This window comes from Pseudomonas sp. UMAB-40 (assembly GCF_900095275.1).
Classification (GTDB): domain Bacteria; phylum Pseudomonadota; class Gammaproteobacteria; order Pseudomonadales; family Pseudomonadaceae; genus Aquipseudomonas; species Aquipseudomonas mandelii_B.
Genome location: NZ_LT607555.1, coordinates 67060 through 85744, shown reverse-complemented (window position 1 = coordinate 85744; position 18685 = coordinate 67060). Strand labels below are relative to the sequence as shown.

Sequence of the window (18685 nt, the reverse complement as noted above, 5' to 3'; positions counted from 1 at the left end):
GAACGCATTCCAAATGTGGGAGCTAGCCTGCTGGCGATGGGGCTCTCTATGCCGCCATCCATGTTCTGAATCACAGGTGCAGTGCATGCCCCAAAGCGCGCAGCGCGGCTTCTTGCACCGCCTCACCCAACGTCGGATGCGCATGAATCGTGCCGGCGATGTCTTCCAGCCGCGCGCCCATTTCCAGGCTCTGGCCAAACGCCGTCGACAACTCCGAAACGCCCACCCCCACCGCTTGCCAGCCAACAATCACATGATTGTCACGCCGTGCCACGACGCGCACGAAGCCGGTTTTCGATTCCAAAGTCATCGCCCGGCCATTGGCCGCGAACGGGAAGCTGGAAACGATGCAGTCCAGGCCCGCCGCCTTAACGTCGTCCGGGGTCTTGCCGACCACCACCAGTTCCGGGTCGGTGAAGCACACGGCAGCAATCGCGGTCGGGTTGAACTCGCGGGATTTGCCGCTGATCAGTTCGGCCACCATCTCGCCCTGAGCCATGGCCCGGTGCGCGAGCATCGGTTCGCCGCTCAGGTCACCGATGGCGTACACGTTGCGCATGCTGGTCTGGCAGCGGTTGTCGATCTTGATCGCCGAGCCGTTCATGTCCAGATTCAGCGCTTCAAGGTTCCAGCCCTGGGTGTTCGGCTTGCGACCGACCGCCACTAGCACCTGATCGGTTTCCAGGTTCAGGGTATCGCCACCCGGCTCCAGAACTTGCAGAGTATTACTATCAGAATCAAAGCCTTGGACGCTGTGCTTCAAGCAAAGCTTCACGCCGAGTTTTTTCAGTTCGTCGTGTACCGGCTGGGTCAGTTCGGCATCGTAGGCCGGCAGAATGCGCTCCTGCGCCTCGACCACGCTCACGTCAGCGCCGAGTTTGCGATAGGCAATCCCCAGCTCCAGGCCGATGTAACCGCCACCGACCACGACCAGGCGCTTCGGTACGGACGTTGGGGCCAAGGCTTCGGTGGAGGAGATGATCGGTCCGCCAATCGGCAGCATCGGCAGGTTCACGCTTTTCGAGCCCGTGGCCAGCACCAGGTGCTCGCACTGGATTCGCGTGTCGCCCACCTCCACGGTTTTGCCGTCGATCACTTTCGCCCAGCCTTGAATGACTTGGACTTTGTTCTTTTTCAGCAGCGCCGCGACACCGGTGGTCAGGCGATCAACGATGCCGTCCTTCCACTCGACGCTCTTGCCGATGTCGAGGGTGGGCGCGGAGACGCTGATGCCCAGCGCCGAATGCTGGCTGTGGTGTTGCGTCTGGTGGAACTGTTCAGCGACGTGAATCAACGCCTTCGACGGAATGCAGCCAATGTTCAGGCAGGTACCGCCCAGTGATTCGCCTTCCACCAGAATGGTCGAGATGCCCAACTGGCCGGCACGGATCGCCGTCACATAACCGCCAGGGCCGCCGCCAATAATCAGCAGCGTGGTATTGAGAGATTGCATGCCTTACTCCACAAACAGGGTGGCGGGTTGTTCGAGCAAGCCACGAACGGCCTGGATGAATTGCGCCGCGTCCATGCCATCGACCACGCGGTGATCGAAGGAGCTGGAGAGGTTCATCATCTTGCGAATCACGATCTGGCCTTTGACCACCATCGGGCGTTCGACGATCTTGTTGACGCCGACGATCGCCACTTCCGGCAGGTTCAGCACCGGGGTGCTGACGATGCCGCCCAGCGCGCCGAGGCTGGTCAGGGTGATGCTCGAGCCGGACAATTCATCGCGGCTGGCCTTGCCATTGCGTGCGGCCGTGGCCAAACGGGAGATTTCGGCAGCGTTGTCCCACAGGCTGCGGGCTTCGGCGTGACGCACCACCGGTACCATCAAGCCGATGTCGGCCTGCGTGGCGATGCCCACGTGGACCGCGCCGAGGCGGGTGATGACCTGGGCTTCATCGTCGTAACGGGCATTGATCTGCGGGAAGTCGCGCAGGGCGACAACCAGGGCGCGGACCAGGAACGGCAGCAACGTCAGCTTGCCACGGGTCGCGCCGTGTTTTTCGTTGAGGTGCGCGCGCAGTTCTTCCACGGCGGTGACGTCGATTTCTTCGACATAACTGAAGTGAGCGGCGCGTTGCGTAGCGTCCTGCATGCGCTGGGCGATCTTGCGGCGCATGCCGATCACCTGGATTTGCTCTTCGTCGTTACGCTGGGCGTAAGCGGCGGCCACGGTCGATGGCGGCTGCTGACCCTGGGCCAGATAGGCGTCGAGGTCTTCGTGCAACACGCGACCGGCAGGGCCGGTGCCACGGACCAGACGCAACTGAATGCCGAGGTCCAGCGCATGTTTGCGCACGGCCGGGGAGGCCAGCGGGCGTTCGTCGGCTTCGCGAGCGACCATCGGGCCTTGGCAAACGGCCGCTCGTGGCGCTGCAGCAGCAACCGGCTTGCTTTCCACCGCTGCAACTTTCGGCGTCGCAACCGGCGCTTCTTTCACCGCAGGGGCTGCCGGCTGAGCCGACTCTTTAACGTTGCCCGCGCCTTCGACTTCAATGCTGATCAGAATGCTGCCAACCGCCATGACTTCGCCTGGCTGTCCGCCCAGCGCAATCACCTTGCCGTGCACCGGCGAAGGGATGTCGACCATCGCCTTGTCGGTCATGACATCGGCCAGCACCTGATCTTCGACGACCATGTCGCCGACCTTGACGTGCCACACCGACAATTCAACTTCCGCAATGCCTTCACCAATGTCCGGCATCTTAATAACGTGCGTGCCCATTCAGACCTCCATAACCCGTTTCAACGCCGCGCCCACTCGGGACGGACCAGGGAAATACGCCCACTCTTGCGCGTGCGGGTAGGGGGTGTCCCAACCGGTGACGCGTTCGATCGGCGCTTCCAGGTGATGGAAGCAATGCTCTTGCACCAGGGCGACCAGTTCGGCGCCGAAGCCGCAAGTGCGGGTCGCTTCGTGAACGATCACGCAGCGGCCGGTTTTCTTCACCGACTTGACGATGGTGTCGAGGTCCAGCGGCCACAGGCTGCGCAGGTCGATGACTTCCGCGTCGATCCCGGTTTCTTCCGCCGCGACTTGCGACACATAAACAGTGGTGCCGTAGGTCAAGATGGTCACATCCTTGCCGGGACGCGCGATGGCGGCAACATCCAGCGGCACGGTGTAGTAACCGTCCGGGACCTGCGCGGCCGGGTGTTTCGACCACGGGGTTACCGGGCGGTCGTGGTGGCCGTCGAACGGGCCGTTGTACAGGCGTTTTGGCTCGAGGAAGATCACCGGGTCATCGTTTTCGATGGAAGCGATCAGCAGGCCTTTGGCGTCGTACGGGTTGGACGGCATGACCGTGCGCAGGCCGCAGACCTGGGTGAACATCGCTTCAATACTTTGGCTGTGAGTCTGGCCGCCGTAGATGCCGCCGCCGCAAGGCATGCGCAGGGTCATCGGTGCAGTGAACTCGCCGGCCGAGCGATAACGCAGGCGCGCAGCTTCGGAAATGATCTGGTCCGACGCCGGATAGACGTAGTCGGCGAACTGGATCTCGGCCACCGGGCGCAGACCGTAGGCACCCATGCCCACGGCAACGCCGACGATGCCGCTTTCGGAGATCGGTGCGTCGAACACCCGGGAAGTGCCGTATTTGGTCTGCAGGCCTTCGGTGCAGCGGAAAACGCCGCCGAAGTAACCGACGTCCTGGCCGAACACCACCACGTTGTCGTCACGCTCAAGCATCACATCCATGGCCGAGCGCAGGGCCTGGATCATGGTCATGGTGGTCGTGGTCATGGCGGTTTCCAGCTCAATATGAGTGTTGTGGTCGTTCATGTCAGATCCCCAACTCTTGACGCTGACGCTTCAAGTGCTCCGGCATCTCTTTATAGACGTCTTCGAACATGGTCGCGGCGCTTGGAATCTGGCCTCCGGCCAGGGTGCCGTACTGCTCGGCTTCTTTCTGCGCGGCAATCACTTCGGCTTCCAGTTCGGCGCTGACGGCGACGTGTTCCTCTTCGGACCAGTGACCGATCTTGATCAGGTGCTGCTTGAGGCGCGCAATCGGGTCGCCCAGCGGGAAGTAGCTCCAGTCGTCGGCAGGACGGTATTTGGACGGATCATCGGAAGTGGAGTGCGGACCGGCGCGGTAGGTGACCCATTCGATCATGGTCGGGCCGAGGTTGCGGCGGGCGCGTTCGGCGGCCCAGGCAGAGGCGGCGTAGACCGCGACGAAATCGTTGCCGTCGACCCGCAGGGAGGCAATGCCGCAGCCTACACCACGACCGGCGAACGTAGTGGCTTCACCACCGGCAATCGCCTGGAACGTCGAGATCGCCCACTGGTTGTTGACGACGTTGAGAATCACGGGCGCACGGTAAACGTGAGCGAAGGTGAGGGCGGTGTGGAAGTCGGATTCAGCGGTAGCGCCATCGCCGATCCACGCCGAGGCGATTTTGGTGTCGCCCTTGATCGCCGAGGCCATGCCCCAGCCCACACCTTGTACGAATTGGGTGGCGAGGTTGCCGGAAATGGTGAAGAAGCCATAGTCCTTGACCGAATACATGATCGGCAATTGACGTCCCTTGAGCGGATCGCGCTCGTTGGACAGCAGTTGGCAGATCAGGTCTACCAGCGGTACATCGCGTGCCATCAGGATGCTTTGCTGGCGGTAGGTCGGGAAGCACATGTCATCGACGTTCAGGGCCAGGGCCTGGCCACTGCCGATGGCTTCTTCGCCAAGGCTCTGCATGTAGAACGACATTTTTTTCTGGCGCTGGGCGACGACCATGCGGTTGTCGTAGATCCGCGTCTTGAGCATGGCGCGCATGCCTTTACGCAGAATCTCGGAGGGTACGCCTTCAGCCCATGGACCAAGGGCATTGCCTTGGTCATCGAGCACGCGAATCAGGCCTTTGGCCAGGTCGGCGGTGTCGGCGGGTTCAACGTCAATTGGGGGTTTGCGCACCGTGCCGGCGTCGGTCAGACGCAGGTAGGAGAAGTCGGTTTTGCAGCCAGGACGGCCCGAAGGTTCGGGAACGTGCAGGTGCAGCGGTTCATACGCTTGGTTCATGGCTTCTACGCTCGATCTTGTGAATTTCTTGTAGTGAGCTGACCGTCATTCTTCGATAAAAGAAATCTTGTCCTACAACAATCATAGGCCCGGCGCAGAAGAATATTTATCTCTGTTTCGTTGCGCCGGAGATCATTTGAGGATAAAAAACCTGCATAAACATAAAAAACAGGTGGTTTTGTCTCATGCGCAAACTGGACCGTACCGATATCGGCATTTTGAACAGCCTTCAGGAGAACGCCCGTATCACCAACGCCGACCTCGCACGCTCGGTCAACCTGTCGCCGACACCGTGCTTCAACCGGGTCAAGGCGATGGAAGAATTAGGCCTGATTCGTGAGCAAGTGACGCTGCTGGATGCCGACCTGCTGGGGCTGCACGTGAATGTGTTTATTCATGTCAGCCTGGAGAAACAGGTGGAGGAGGCGTTGGCGCATTTCGAGGAGGCAATTTCGGATCGCCCGGAAGTGATGGAATGCTATTTGATGGCAGGGGACCCGGACTATCTGATCCGGGTGCTGGTGCCGACCATTCAGTCGCTGGAACGCTTCATGATGGACTTCCTGACCAAAGTGCCTGGTGTGGCCAACATCCGCTCGAGCTTCGCGCTCAAGCAAGTGCGCTACAAAACCGCGTTGCCATTACCCGCCAACGGCCTGACCCTCAACAACTAAGCGAAACCCTCTGTAGCAGCTGTCGAGCACCGCGAGGCAGCGTTCGGCGGCGAAGCCGTCGCAAACCCGGTAACCGAGTTTCTTCAGATTCGCCGCAGACGCAGCCTCGCGCTGCTCGACAGCTGCTACGGGTTACGTGTTCGATCGTCCCCATGCGAGGGAACGATCGAACGTTAGAGTTTATTCAGGGGGATTTTCAGGTACACGACGCCATTGTCCTCCGCCGGCGGCAGATTCCCCGCCCGCACATTCACCTGAATTGCCGGCAGCAACAACGTCGGCATGCCCAGCCCGGCATCGCGCTGGGTGCGCATGGCGACGAACGCCGCTTCATCGATGCCGTCATGGACGTGGATATTGCTTTTACGTTGCTCACCCACCGTGGTCATGCAGCGGGATTCGCGGCCTTCGGGCGGGTAGTCGTGGCAGACGTACAGCCGAACGCTGGCGGGGAAGGCCAGCAGTTTGTGGATCGAGGCGAACATCTGGTGGGCGTTGCCGCCGGGGAAATCGCAACGGGCAGTGCCCACGTCCGGCATGAACAAGGTATCGCCCGCCAGAATCACATCACCGTCGATCAGATAAGCCATGTCCGCCGGAGTATGGCCGGGCACATGCAGGGCCGTGGCCTTGAGGTGGCCGATCATGAACGATTCGTCCGGCGCGAACAGATGGTCAAATTGCGAACCGTCGCTGCGAAATTCCGGCTCAAGGTTGAACAGGGACTTGAACACGCCCTGAACCTTGCTGATCGACTGGCCAATCGCGATTTTGCCGCCCAGTTCCCGACGCAGATATGGAGCGGCGGACAGGTGATCGGCATGGGCGTGGGTTTCCAGCAGCCATTGCACGTGCAGCTGATGGTCGCGAACGAAGGCGATGATTTTATCCGCCTGCGTGGTGGCGGTGCGCCCGGCGGCGGGGTCGTAGTCGAGTACCGGATCGACAATGGCGCATTGACCGCCAACCTCTTCGTAAATCACGTAGCTGTAGGTCGATGACGCGGGGTCTAAAAAAGCTTCAATCAAGGCGGGCATGGTGGCCGTTTCTTTCAGGACAAGCCATGAGGGTAGTGTCATTTTCCCTGCGCTGACCAGCCCCGCGTTAATTGATGAAGGAAAAAATCCGCACGGGCTCTATCCTGTCAGTCATCGATACCGGGCGTACCCGGCTTTTTTTCGCGGATCACGAGCGTTTTATGTTGTTGGCAAGTTTTTTTGGGGTGGTGATGGGCCTGGTCCTTGGATTGACCGGGGCTGGTGGTGGAATTCTCGCAGTACCGGCCCTCGTGCTGGGGCTGGGTTTGACCATGACCCAGGCCGCGCCGGTGGCGTTGTTTGCGGTGGGCAGTGCGGCGGCGGTCGGGGCCATTGATGGTTTGCGCCATGGCCTGGTGCGCTATCGCGCCGCGTTGCTGATCGCCCTGCTGGGGGCTGTTTTTTCGCCGGTGGGCATCTACTTTGCTCATCAGTTGCCGGAAAAAATCCTGATGATCCTGTTCAGTCTGCTGATGGTCATGGTGGCTTGGCGGATGCTGCGTCGCGAGCGCCAGGAAGAAGGGCCGAGCGACCATGGCCACGCCAACTGGGGCCAAAAGAACTGCATGCTCGATCAGCAGACCGGGCGCTTTTCCTGGACCGCCAAATGCACCGCGACCCTCGCGGCATTGGGCGCGGTGACCGGTGTGGTCTCCGGGTTGCTCGGGGTCGGTGGCGGCTTCTTGATCGTGCCGGCCTTCAAGCAACTGACTGATGTGCAAATGCGCGGGATCGTCGCCACGTCCTTGATGGTGATCAGCCTGATTTCGGCCATCGGCGTGATCGGCGCGTTTCATGCCGGGGTCAGGATCGACGCTTTGGGTGTGGCCTTCATTGTTGCCAGCGTGGTCGGCATGATCGTCGGCCGACAACTGTGCGCGCGCGTCCCGGCCCGGGCCCTGCAAATCGGCTTCGCCAGTGTGTGTGTCGTGGTCGCCGCTTACATGCTGTTCAGGGCGGGCGTCTAGGCAGTACCGGTTCCTGTGGCCGCCAGTCTGCCGGGCAGGCGTACACCCTAAGTTCCGGGTCTTGGCGCGACCCGGTCTTACACCGAATTTGCCGCGCATCACCGGCCACTCCAAAGCACTTCAAAACCGCCCCCAAGGCAGCGTATGCCGCCGCCGGTCACCTTTCGATAATCGCCTCCGACATCCAGTCCCCCGCTGCGGAGCGCGTCATGCACAACAATAAGAAACTCAAGCATCGTTACTTGCCTGCCTTTATCGCCAGCCTCTCGACCCTCGGTTTGAGCACGATGGCCGAGGCCGAGATCGTGCTGTACGACAAGGACCAGACCACGTTCTCAACCGACGGCTACATCAACGCCTTCTACGTGAACAGCGATGTGGACCGTGCCGGCGATCAGTACGACCGTCGTCAGGCGCGGGTGAAAATGGGCTATTTGCCCAACTACCTGGGTTTCAACATGGGTAAACAGATCGATGACCTGAAACTCGGTGCCCGGGCCTCCTTCTGGGTGACGATCAACGACAGCCAGACCAACGGCACCGACACCGCCATCGACGTGCGGCAGTTCTACGGCACCGTGGCCAATCCGGAGTGGGGCGAAGTGTTGATCGGCAAGGACTTCGGCCTGTTCGCCCGCTCCAACATTCTGCTCGATGAAATGCTCGCCGGTTATGGCCAGGTCAGCGATACCCTGGGGTTGGTTGACGGTGGCGGTGTGTCGTTCGGCAATATCGGCACCGGTTATCCGTACCCGTTCCCGACCTCGCAGATCACCTATCGCACCCCGGTGATGGAGGGTTTGCGGGTGGCCGTGGGGATACTCGACCCGGTGGACACCAACGACAGCAGCCCGTTGGGCAAGGCGTATCAGGAGAATCCGCGTACCGAGAGCGAGGTCACCTATCAGTTTGATGTTGCTGGCGCGAAGATTTATAGCTGGGTCAACGGCAGCTACCAGACCTCGGACAATACCGATTCCACCGTTGAATCGGTCACCTCCAAAGGCGTCGGCTATGGCGTGCAGGCGAAAATGGGCGGCCTGACTCTCGTCGGTTCGGGCTTCCAGGCCAAGGGCATCAATCCGTTCTTCACCAACAACGCCGGCGAACCGACCCTGCGCAACGTCGACAGCGACGGTTACTTGCTGCAAGGCTCGTACAAACTGGGCAAAAACCGCCTGGCCTTGTCTTACGGCAAGACCAATGACGACGGCAATGGGGTGGTCGGCAGCGGCGCGGACTATGAAACCCGCGGCATTGCGTTGTTCCATGACGTCAATGACAACCTCAAACTCGTGGCCGAGTACAACCAGTTCGAAATCAACGGCCACGACACCAGCGCCCAGAATGAAGACACCGACACCTTTGCGGTGGGGGCAGTGTTGAACTGGTAACCCAGCCGCACCGCATTTCACTGTAGGAGCCGGATTGCTGGCGATAGCGGTGGGTCGGGCAACAAGGATGGTGGCTGACACATCGTCATCGCCAGCAAGCCGGCTCCTACACAGAATGCGGTGTCTGCCAGATTTCTCATCCCATCGAAGCGCCTGACCGCTACCCAAGTAGCATACGTCGCAGCCCGCAGGCTTCGTACACTCGTGTCTCATACACGCGCACCTGCGGGGGTGGTCATGCAGCAGGTCCAGAGTGAAGGGGTGGTCAGCGGAATGTCCCAGGCCACCGATGCCCAACAAGTGGCTCAGGAGCTCGCGCGGCAGTTATTGCACCCGCACCTGGGCTTCGTGCTGTTCTTCTGTTCCGCCGAGTACGACTTGCAGGCGCTGGGCCAGGCCTTGCAACAGAGCTTCGGCGGCATTCGCCTGGTCGGCTGCACCAGCGCCGGGGAAATCACGCCCTTGGGCTACGGCCGCAATTGCGTGACGGCAGTGGGCTTCGACCACCGGCATTTTTCCATCGACGCCGAACTGATCAGCGAGATGGAGCGCTTCAGCCTGATTGACGCCCAGCAAATGGTCGAACGCCTGGTCAGTGGCTGTCGCAGCAACACCCTGGCACCGATCAAGGGCAACAGCTTTGCCCTGACCTTGCTCGATGGCCTGTCCAGCCGCGAAGAAATGGTTCTCGCCGCCTTGAGCGCGGCGTTGGGCGACATCCCGCATTTCGGCGGTTCGGCCGGCGACGACAACTACCTGACCCACACCCACGTCTATTTCGGCGGCGAGTTTCACAGCGGCGCGGCGGTGGTGGTGCTGGTCAATACCTGGCTGGATTTCGAGGTGTTCACCACGCACCACATCTTGCCGAGAGCAGAGAAACTGGTGGTCACCGGAGCCGACAGCGCCTCGCGCCGGGTCTTTGAGCTGAACGCCGAGCCGGCTGCCGAGGAGTACGCGCGACACATCGGCGTGCCGGTGGCCGAACTTGATCACCGGGTCTTCGCCGCACACCCCTTGGCCGTGCGGATCAACGATCAGTATTACGTGCGGGCGATCCAGCAGGTTCATCCAGACCTGAGCCTGAGTTTTTACTGCGCCGTGGAAAACGGCATCGTCCTCACCGTCATGACCCCCGGCCCGATGCTGCCGAATCTGCAAACCCTGTTCGAAGGTTTGCAGGAGCGCCTCGGCGATCTGTTGCTGACCATCGGCTGCGACTGTTTTCTCAGGCGTCTGGAACTGGAAGACGGCGGCAGTCTGGAGCAGATCGGCACGTTTTTGCGTGACCAGCGGGTGATGGGTTTCAACACCTACGGAGAACAGTTCAATGGCATGCACATCAACCAGACCTTCACCGGGGTTGCCATTGCCCGAGGCCGGTCCCTTGGACATCGTTGAGCTCCAGGCACAGCTCGCCAGCCTGCGCCACGACAATCAGAAACTGCAGCGCATCAACGGCGCGCTGATCGAGCGGATCGAATCCGGCGTCACGCGGGGCAATGATCCCTACGCGGCGTTCCAGCATTCAGTGGTGCTGGCCGAACAGGTGCGTGAGCGCACCGACGCCTTGAACCAGGCCATGGCCGAACTCAAGTCGGGCAATCACTTGCTCAGCGAAGCACGCCTGCGGGCGGAAACGGCCCACCAACATTTGATCGATGCCATCGAGAGCATCTCCGATGCCTTTGTGCTGTTCGATGCCGAGCAGCGCATCGTCTTGTTCAACAGCCGTTTCAAGGCGTTCTGGAGCAATAGCCGGGTGCGCATCAACGCCGGCATGCGCCTGGCCGAGGTCAAGCGCCTGATGTCCGCCACCGGGTTGTTCACTGAAGAACCGCGCGGGCATGCCGACGAAAACCTGATCTATCGCTTGCAGGACGGCCGCTGGTTGCAAGTCAGTGAGCGGCCCACGCAGGAAGGTGGGCGGGTGATCCTGTTCACCGACATTACTGACGTCAAACTCAGCGAAACCGTGCGCCGCGAGCAAGCCGTGGCGCAGAAATCGCACTTGCTGCAACGGGCGGTCGACAACCTGTCCCAAGGCGTGGCCATGGTCAATGCCGAAGGCATCCTGGAACTGTGGAATCGGCGTTTCCTCGAACTCAGTGGGCTGGCTCCGGTGGCGGCCCATCGGCCGTTTGCCGAAGTGATCGCCGACAGCGAGTTGAACCTGCTGACCCCGGCCAGTCGCGATGCCAACGGGCGGCACCTGCAGGAATGCGAGCAGCGCCTCTACGATGGCCGGGTGCTGGAAATCCGCACCCATCCGCTGCCCACCGGTGGCTTCGTCAACACCTTCACCGACATCACCGAACGCTACCAGCACGCCGAAGCCCTCAGCGAAAGCGAGCGCTGGATTCGCCTGATCACCGACCATGTCCCCGCACTGATCGCCTACCTCAATGCCGATCTGGTCTACGAGTTCACCAACAAGGTCTACGAAGAATGGTACTGCTGGCCTCGCGGCGTGATGCTCGGGCAGAGCCTGCGCGAAGTGCACAGCGAGCAGCATTACCAGCGCCTCGAGGCCTACGTGGCCCGGGCCCTGGCCGGTGAGAGCGTGACGTTCGAGTTCGCCGAAACCAACATCAACAATCAGGAACGCTACATGCTGCGCTCCTACGTGCCCAATCGCCTGGCCACCGGGGAAGTGGTGGGGATTTTCGTGTTGATCCGCGACATCACCGAGCGCCGCCGCACAGCCGAGGCGCTGCACCAGGCCTATCAGAATCTTGAGTTGCGGGTGCGCGAACGCACCACCGAACTGACCACCCTCAATGACCAATTGCTGCGCGAAATCGACGAGCGCCGGCGCGTGGAATCGCGTTTGCGCGAGGCCAAACTTGAGGCGGAACAGGCCAACCTGTCGAAAACCAAGTTTCTCGCCGCCGTGAGTCACGACCTGCTGCAACCGCTCAACGCGGCTCGACTGTTCACCAGCGCTTTGCTGGAACGGCGCGAGCCGGTGGCCAATGCGATTTTGGTGCGCAATGTCAGCAATTCGCTGGAGGACGTGGAAAACCTGTTGGGCACGCTGGTGGACATTTCCAAACTGGATGCCGGGGTGATCAAGGCCGACATCGCGCCGTTCGCCCTGAGCGAGCTGCTGGAAAACCTTGCGACCGAGTACACCCAGGTGGCCCGCAGTGAAGGGCTTGAGCTGCATTTCATCCCGTGTTCGGCGCTGGTGCGCAGCGACATCCAGTTGCTCGCGCGAATCCTGCGCAATCTGCTGAGCAATGCCATTCGTTATACCTACAGCGGTCGGGTGGTGCTCGGGTGTCGGCGTCATCATCAGCGGTTGACGATCGAGGTGTGGGACAGCGGGATGGGCATTGCCGAAAATCGACTGGAAGAGATTTTCCAGGAGTTCAAGCGCGGCGACGTGCAGCGCCCGGATCAGGACCGTGGGTTGGGTTTGGGGCTGGCCATCGTCGAGAAAATTGCCGGGATTCTCGGTCACCGCATTCATGTGCGTTCGTGGCCGGGCAAGGGCTCGATGTTTTCCGTCGAAGTGCCCTTGAGCGCCACCGCCCCCATGGCTCAACCGGCATTGCTGATGAGTGAACCGATGCTGGAGCGACTGCGCGGGGCGCGGGTGTGGGTACTGGATAACGACGCGGCGATTTGCGCCGGCATGCGCACGTTGCTGGAAGGATGGGGGTGTCGGGTGGTGACGGCACTGTCGGAGCAAGACCTGGCGCGGCAGGTGGACAACTATCATGAAGAAGCCGACTTGCTGATCGCCGACTATCACCTGGATGACGAACAGAATGGTGTCGATGCCGTCGCCCGGATCAACGCCCGGCGCGGTTCAGCGATCCCGGCGATGATGATTACCGCCAATTACAGCAATGAGCTCAAGCAGCAGATTCGTGAGTTGGGGCATACCTTGATGCATAAGCCTGTGCGGCCGATGAAGCTGAAGACGGCGATGAGTCATTTGCTCGGCAGGCCTTGAGTCTCGCTGTGAGTTCAATGGCCCCATCGCGGGCAAGCCCGCTCCCACAGGTTTTCTGTTGGAACATCGTCTGTTTGAACTCTGCAAAATATGTGGGAGCGGGCTTGCCCGCGATGGGTGCGACTCGGTCTACCGGTTACCCCCGATCTCAGCGCCGCAGATAAGACCCGAAATCAATATCCCCGGCACTCAAGATCGCCTGCACCCGGTTGTGCACATTGAGTTTGCGCAAGATCGCCGAGACATGCGCCTTGACCGTGGTTTCGGCGATTTCCAGGGTGTAGGCGATCTGCTTGTTCGATTCACCCTTGGTCATGCGCTCCAGCACCAGCAACTGCTTGCGGGTCAGCGCCTGGAGCAGTTCCGGCGGGAAGCTCGGGTTGTCATTCATGCGCCGGTGGGTGCCGCATTTTTGCGTGCGGATGATGTCCGGCGGCAAGTACACATTGCCATTGAGGATCTGCTGGATGGCCTCGGTCATCTGCACCCGGGGCGAGGATTTGGTGATGAAGCCCACCGCACCATAGGTGATGGCTTGCAGCACGATCTGCTTGTCCTGCTCGGCTGAAACGATCACCACCGGAATGGTCGGCGCCTCGTTGCGCAGGTTGATCAGGCCATTGAGGCCGTGCATGCCGGGCATGTTCAGGTCGAGCAGGATCAGGTCCAGGTCGTCGTGTTCCTGCGTCAGCAGCAGGGCGCTGTCGAGGTCGGCGGTTTCCATCACCTCGCTGCCGGGGAAACCGTCGCTGATGACGTTATGAATGGCTTCGCGAAACAGCGGGTGATCGTCGGCAATCAGAATTTTGTACATAGCCTTTCACCTCATTATTTTCATTATGGTGTGGCAACAACACGCACGCGTAAAGGTCAGGGGAAGGGCTCGGGTTGGGCCGGTTCAACGGGCAGGTTGGCTGCCTGCCAGGCGTCCAGGCCGTCGCGGTACCAATACAGTGTCTTATAGCCCATGGCAGCGGCGCGTTTGACGGCATTCCAGCTCAGCCAGCAGTCGGCGCGGCAATAGAAGACCAGCGGTTGCGCCAGGTCTCCTGCGGTCAATGCGTTCAGGTTACGCGCAAAATAGCCCTGCCAGTCAGCTGTCAGGTCGCCGTCGCCGGTATTGGCCAGCCAATGGCTGCCGGGCAGGTTTTCGTGGGGTTGATCTTCGATGAAACGTCCTTGCAGCCATTGGCGGCGGTAGACGTCGATCAGCACCGGGCGCGGTGTCTGGGTGAGCAAGGTTTGCAGGGCGGCAGTGTCGATGATGGCCGCGTCTTGAAGCTGATTCGGGGTCGGGCTGCGGTAGAGGTTGATGCGATAGCCGTCGGCGGAGAACAGCGGCGTATCGGCATGCGCGACGCCCAGCAACAGGCTCAGCGACAGCGCAGCAAGGGAAGGGCGCAACAGACGACGTTGGGCACGTGGCATGGGGTTCAATCCTTATAGTTATGAACCCATTACATGCCAGTCTCGGTGCGTTGGGAATGCGACGATAGACAGGAAAACCAGTACTAAAGTAGTAATTTCACCCGTGTTCAACCCAAATGTCCTGTAGGCGCCGGCTTGCTGGCGATGGCGGTATGACAGATACACCGCATTGTCTGGATCGCCAGCAAGCCGGCTACTACAGAGGGTTTTGGTGTCAGTTGGTCTTGCGCAGGGCGGCGTGTTGCGGGTTGAAGGTGAGGACGGCGAGCAGCGCGAACAGCAGCGTCAGCCCCGCGCACACCGCCAGCGCCAGCGGATTGAAGCGCTCATACAAGGCAAACCGCACCAGTTCCACCGCGTGGGTAAACGGGTTCAGCGCGCAGAGCCAGTACAACCATTCGCTGGACTCGCGCATCTTCCACAGCGGATACAACGCTGACGACAGGAAAAACAGCGGGAAGATCACGAAATTCATCACCCCGGCAAAGTTCTCCAGTTGCCGGATCGCATTGGACAGCAGCAAGCCCAGCGCACTGAGCATCAACGCCACCAGCAACAACGCCGGAAACGCGATCAACAGCCCCATGGCCGGTGGCTGCACGCCGTACACCCAGGCAATCGCCAGAAAGGCATACACCTGCAACAGTGAAATCAGCGAAGTGGCCAACAGTTTGCTGCACAGCAGGAAGGTCCGGGGCAGGGGGCTGGTCAGCAGCACGCGCATGCTGCCCATCTCCCGGTCGTAGACCATCGACAGCGAACCTTGCATGCCGTTGAACAGCAGGATCATGCAGGCCAGCCCCGGGATGATGTAAACCTCATAGGGAATGTAGGTGTCGTAGGGCTCGATGATCGCGATCCCGAGGGCTGCGCGAAAACCAGCGGCGAATACCAGCAGCCACAGCAGTGGCCGCACCAGCGCGCTGAGAAACCGCGTGCGCTGCAACACAAAACGCAGCCATTCACGCAACACGATGCCGCTGAAGCATTGCCAATACGCATTCATCGTGCGGCTCCTGATGTCGTCAAACGGGTGAAGGCCGAACCGAGGTCGCCGCCATGTTCCTGGCTCAAGGCATCCGCCCGCCCGCTGGCCACCAGACGGCCCTGATGAAGAATCAGCAAGTCATCGCTCGGCTGCACTTCATCCAGCAAATGGGTGGTCCAGAGCACGCTGATGTGCTGCTCGCGGCACAGACCGCGAATGTGTTGATTGAGCGCCAGGCGGCTGGCCGGGTCGAGGCCGACACTCGCCTCGTCGAGCAGCAACAGCCGTGGCTCATGCAACAAGGCGCGTGCGATTTCCACCCGGCGGCGGTGACCGCCATTAAGTTCGCGGACCCGCTCGCGCCGGCGTTCAGTCAGCGCCTGACGGGCCAGCTCGGCGTCGACCCGCAGGCCGGTCTGGCGCCGGGACATGCCATGCAGCGCGGCGTGATAACGCAGGTTTTGCTCAACGCTGAGGTCCAGGTCTAGCGTGCTTTGCTGGAACACCACGCCCAATTGCTTGAGCGCCGGACGCGCCGCATTGCGTAACGAACAACCGCCGACCCGGATGTCCCCGCGTTGCAAATCATAGAGCCGGGTGAGCAAGGCAATCAGCGTCGACTTGCCCGCGCCGTTTGGCCCTAGCAACGCCGCGAAACGCCCGGGCCCCAGGCTGAAATTCACCTGCCGCAAGGCTTCCCGCGCGCCATAGGCGAAGCTCAGTTCGCTGACTTCCAGTGCGTTCATGGCGTCACCACCACGCCCCACGGATAGCGCCCGACCTTCACCGATTTGGTCACTTTGAGGCTGTCGACATCAATCACCGACACGTCGCCGCTGACGCCGTTGGTGGCCAGCAACTGCTTCTGATCCGGGGTAAACGACATCTGCCAGACCCGCCGCCCAACCAGCAGATAATCAAGAATCTCGAAGGTCTTGGCGTCAATCACCGCCACATGATTGGCCGGCCCGAGCGCGACGAAACCGTACTTGCCGTCGGCGCTGAGCTTGATCCCCACCGGCTGGACTTTGTCCGGGTGCACTCCCTTAATCTGGAAGGTTAGCGTCTTGAGGATCTTGCGGGTGGCGACGTCGAGAATGGTCACCGTGCCGCCGATTTCCGCCGAGGCCCAGAGTTGCGACCCTTCAGGTGAAAACTCGACGAAACGCGGCCGCTGATCCACCAGGGTGCTGTCGGCCAGGGTCTGGGTGCTGGTGTCGATCCAGTGCAGCATGTTGGTGGTTTCGCTGGTGTTCACCGCCCACTTGCCGTCGGGGCTGACGGCCATGCCTTCGGGCTCGACGCCAACGTTGATCTGGCTCAGCACCTTCGAGGTTTCGGTGTCGATCACCGTCACCAGCGCATCGTCCTCGTTGGAGACGTACAACCAGCGGTTGTTGGGGTGCAAGGCGAACTGTTCGGGGTCTTTGCCCGAGGGTAATTCCTTGATGATCTTGCGCGTGGCGACGTCCATCACTTGGACACGGTCCGAGTCGCTGGCGCAGATGTACAGCAGCTTGTTGTCGTGGGACAGCAGCAAACCGCGCGGGCGTTGGCCGACGGGCAGGGTGTCGGTGACTTGCAGGGTTTGCAGGTCGATCAGGCTCAGGCTGTTGTCTTTTTCGTTGGAGACCCAGGCGGTAGAGGCGGCGGCGTGCCCGGCGGCGAGCAGCAAGGCGCAAGAGAGCAGGGTGCGGCGCATGATGGATTCCTTTTTGTTGTAGTTGTTGTGGCGGATCAGGGAAAGCGGCAGCTGACCTCGGGCTTGTCGTAGCCAAGGCTGTCCATTTCGTTGAAAGGGTGCAGGAAACCGTCCTGCGGCGACGTGCTGACCAAGGCCCGGGGCTGGACGATGGGAATCGGTTGGCGCAACTGTCCGTTCCACGGCCGATAACTGAGCTTGCGCCCCTTGAAACCGTCCAGCGGCAATTGATCGCTGATTTCCAGGGTGCGGATCGCCACGGGATCGACCTGCCGCAGTTTGCTTACCGCACTGGCGATGCTGCGCACGGCGATCCAGGCGGCGAAGTCTCGGTCATTCATCCAGCGCCCGGCCAGGGCTTCGAAGCGTTTCTGCAATTGGGCGGCACCGTAGGTTTCCACGGTTTTGTGCCAGCCCACCGGGGTCAGGCCCTGAGTGCCGGCGACCGGCCGTGGGTACCAGGTTTGGTAGGGCACGTACTCGCCGAAGTCGCCACGTTCATCCGCCACCAGCACCACATCGTATTCGGCGGTCTGGGTGAAGAGCGGCATGTCGGCCTGGGCGCTGCGACGCTGATCGTTGTCGAAGCTCCAGGCTTTTTCCGCGACCAGTTTCAGCCCGAAGCGTTTGGCGGCACGGCGCAGGGCGGCGGCGTAGGCCTGATCGTCCGGGGTCGGGCCGACGATCAGCAACGCCCGTTGCCATTTGTGCACCACCAGAAATTGCGCCAGGGCATCGGCGAGCATCGCCCGGCTCGGCAGGCTGTGCAGCACGTTCGGCAGGCAGTCGGTGGTGCGCAGGCTGTCATCCGGGCTGCCGGCGTTGAACAGCAAGCTGTCGGGCAGCACGGCGCTGAGCCGGCGCAGACTCTCCACCGGCGCATTCACCACAAACAGGCGCAGACCCTGTGCATGCTGGGCCTTGGCCGCTTCGATCAGGGCCTCCGGGCTGTCGGCATTGGCAGCGACGAGGCTGTAACTCTGGTTGAGAAAACGTCCGGTGCTGTTGCTGTCGGTGATCGCCAGTTCGGCGCCGCGAAGCCCGGCATCGAGCGGTTCGGGAATCACGTTGGACAGCAGCGGGCCGGGGGCAGGCCGATAGCCCAGGTAGCCGATCTGCACCTGCAACGGCGCATCCGCCGCCTGGCTCTGCGTCGCCAGCCCGACGGCACAGGCTATCGCCAGCAGGTAGATCAGGGCGTAAGGGGCAAGCTGGCGCATAAAGGCACTCCATTACAGGTAGCGCCAGCATAGGAAGCCTGCGAGGCAGATTGAAATATGCAGAAAGTACCAGTCAGGCAGTACCAAGGTAGTAGCTCGGCCGGAGCGGCGCGGTTTTAGCATGGGCAATCACGGCCATCACACTGGAGGAGATTGACCATGCGTATTCTCAAAGCGCTGCTCCTGCCGTTGTTGTTGATCCTGACCCTGATCGGCGTAGACAAGCTTCATGGCCCCCGCCCGGCGCCATTGCTGGTCTTGCCCGCGACACCGGGGCGCTAAC

At 61.2% G+C, this 18685-nt stretch carries 17 protein-coding genes; 6 read left to right on the top strand and 11 right to left on the bottom strand.

Annotated elements, in window-relative coordinates; all coding sequences use genetic code 11:
- Positions 1 to 70: 70 nt before the first annotated feature.
- Genes lpdA through K0F88_RS08585 form a run of 4 tightly spaced genes read right to left on the bottom strand, consistent with a single transcriptional unit; the run spans position 71 to position 5027 of the window.
- Positions 71 to 1453 (bottom strand): dihydrolipoyl dehydrogenase, encoded by a 1383-nt coding sequence (gene lpdA, locus K0F88_RS08600; RefSeq protein ID WP_219094828.1) that lies wholly within the window; start codon positions 1451 to 1453, stop codon positions 71 to 73.
- 3 nt (positions 1454 to 1456) lie between these two features.
- On the bottom strand, positions 1457 to 2731 hold the full coding sequence (locus K0F88_RS08595; RefSeq protein WP_219094827.1) for a dihydrolipoamide acetyltransferase family protein: 1275 nt from the start codon (positions 2729 to 2731) through the stop codon (positions 1457 to 1459).
- A complete protein-coding gene (locus K0F88_RS08590) occupies positions 2732 to 3790 on the bottom strand; it encodes an alpha-ketoacid dehydrogenase subunit beta (RefSeq protein WP_219094826.1) in 1059 nt (352 codons plus the stop codon).
- A 1-nt stretch (position 3791) separates the two neighbouring features.
- On the bottom strand, positions 3792 to 5027 hold the full coding sequence (locus K0F88_RS08585) for a 3-methyl-2-oxobutanoate dehydrogenase (2-methylpropanoyl-transferring) subunit alpha (RefSeq protein WP_219094825.1): 1236 nt from the start codon (positions 5025 to 5027) through the stop codon (positions 3792 to 3794).
- 185 nt (positions 5028 to 5212) lie between these two features.
- Between K0F88_RS08585 and bkdR the strand changes: the two genes are divergently transcribed.
- Positions 5213 to 5701: a Bkd operon transcriptional regulator BkdR gene (gene bkdR, locus K0F88_RS08580; protein WP_219094824.1), complete on the top strand. Its 489-nt coding sequence runs from the start codon at positions 5213 to 5215 to the stop codon at positions 5699 to 5701.
- A gap of 173 nt (positions 5702 to 5874) precedes the next feature.
- Here the strand turns inward: bkdR and K0F88_RS08575 are convergent, their stop codons facing one another.
- Positions 5875 to 6738: an MBL fold metallo-hydrolase gene (locus K0F88_RS08575; protein ID WP_219094823.1), complete on the bottom strand. Its 864-nt coding sequence runs from the start codon at positions 6736 to 6738 to the stop codon at positions 5875 to 5877.
- Positions 6739 to 6899: 161 nt separating this feature from the next.
- Between K0F88_RS08575 and K0F88_RS08570 the strand changes: the two genes are divergently transcribed.
- The 4 genes from K0F88_RS08570 (at position 6900) to nahK (ending at position 13064) form a co-directional block, all read left to right on the top strand.
- On the top strand, positions 6900 to 7706 hold the full coding sequence (locus tag K0F88_RS08570) for a sulfite exporter TauE/SafE family protein (RefSeq protein ID WP_219094822.1): 807 nt from the start codon (positions 6900 to 6902) through the stop codon (positions 7704 to 7706).
- A 209-nt stretch (positions 7707 to 7915) separates the two neighbouring features.
- The gene (locus K0F88_RS08565) at positions 7916 to 9100 is read left to right on the top strand and encodes a porin (protein WP_094471950.1); all 1185 of its coding nucleotides are present in this window, start codon (positions 7916 to 7918) and stop codon (positions 9098 to 9100) included.
- A 237-nt stretch (positions 9101 to 9337) separates the two neighbouring features.
- On the top strand, positions 9338 to 10501 hold the full coding sequence (gene nosP / locus K0F88_RS08560) for a nitric oxide-sensing protein NosP (RefSeq protein WP_094471951.1): 1164 nt from the start codon (positions 9338 to 9340) through the stop codon (positions 10499 to 10501).
- Complete coding sequence (nahK, locus tag K0F88_RS08555) at positions 10470 to 13064, top strand: hybrid sensor histidine kinase/response regulator NahK/ErcS' (RefSeq protein ID WP_094471952.1); 2595 nt, start codon at positions 10470 to 10472, stop codon at positions 13062 to 13064. The genes nosP and nahK overlap by 32 nt, the downstream gene beginning before the upstream one ends.
- 148 nt (positions 13065 to 13212) lie before the next feature.
- Here nahK and K0F88_RS08550 read toward each other — a convergent pair whose 3' ends face one another.
- From K0F88_RS08550 to K0F88_RS08525, 6 genes are all read right to left on the bottom strand, one after another.
- Positions 13213 to 13878 (bottom strand): response regulator transcription factor, encoded by a 666-nt coding sequence (locus K0F88_RS08550; RefSeq protein ID WP_094471953.1) that lies wholly within the window; start codon positions 13876 to 13878, stop codon positions 13213 to 13215.
- A 56-nt stretch (positions 13879 to 13934) separates the two neighbouring features.
- Positions 13935 to 14492 carry a PQQ-dependent catabolism-associated CXXCW motif protein gene (locus tag K0F88_RS08545; protein WP_094471954.1) on the bottom strand — a complete coding sequence of 186 codons (558 nt, stop codon included), beginning with the start codon at positions 14490 to 14492 and terminating at the stop codon, positions 13935 to 13937.
- Positions 14493 to 14706: 214 nt separating this feature from the next.
- The gene (locus K0F88_RS08540; RefSeq protein ID WP_094471955.1) at positions 14707 to 15498 is read right to left on the bottom strand and encodes an ABC transporter permease; all 792 of its coding nucleotides are present in this window, start codon (positions 15496 to 15498) and stop codon (positions 14707 to 14709) included.
- Positions 15495 to 16226 carry an ABC transporter ATP-binding protein gene (locus tag K0F88_RS08535; protein WP_094471956.1) on the bottom strand — a complete coding sequence of 244 codons (732 nt, stop codon included), beginning with the start codon at positions 16224 to 16226 and terminating at the stop codon, positions 15495 to 15497. The genes K0F88_RS08540 and K0F88_RS08535 overlap by 4 nt, the downstream gene beginning before the upstream one ends.
- Entirely contained in the window at positions 16223 to 17182 is a 960-nt protein-coding gene (locus K0F88_RS08530; protein ID WP_094471957.1) for a YVTN family beta-propeller repeat protein, read from the bottom strand. Before K0F88_RS08530 ends, K0F88_RS08535 begins: the two co-directional genes overlap by 4 nt.
- Positions 17183 to 17217: 35 nt before the next feature.
- Complete coding sequence (locus K0F88_RS08525; protein ID WP_094471958.1) at positions 17218 to 18402, bottom strand: ABC transporter substrate-binding protein; 1185 nt, start codon at positions 18400 to 18402, stop codon at positions 17218 to 17220.
- Positions 18403 to 18561: 159 nt separating this feature from the next.
- Between K0F88_RS08525 and K0F88_RS32280 the strand changes: the two genes are divergently transcribed.
- Positions 18562 to 18684, top strand: coding sequence for a hypothetical protein (locus K0F88_RS32280; RefSeq protein ID WP_255143041.1), 123 nt, complete (start codon positions 18562 to 18564; stop codon positions 18682 to 18684).
- Position 18685 lies beyond the last annotated feature (1 nt).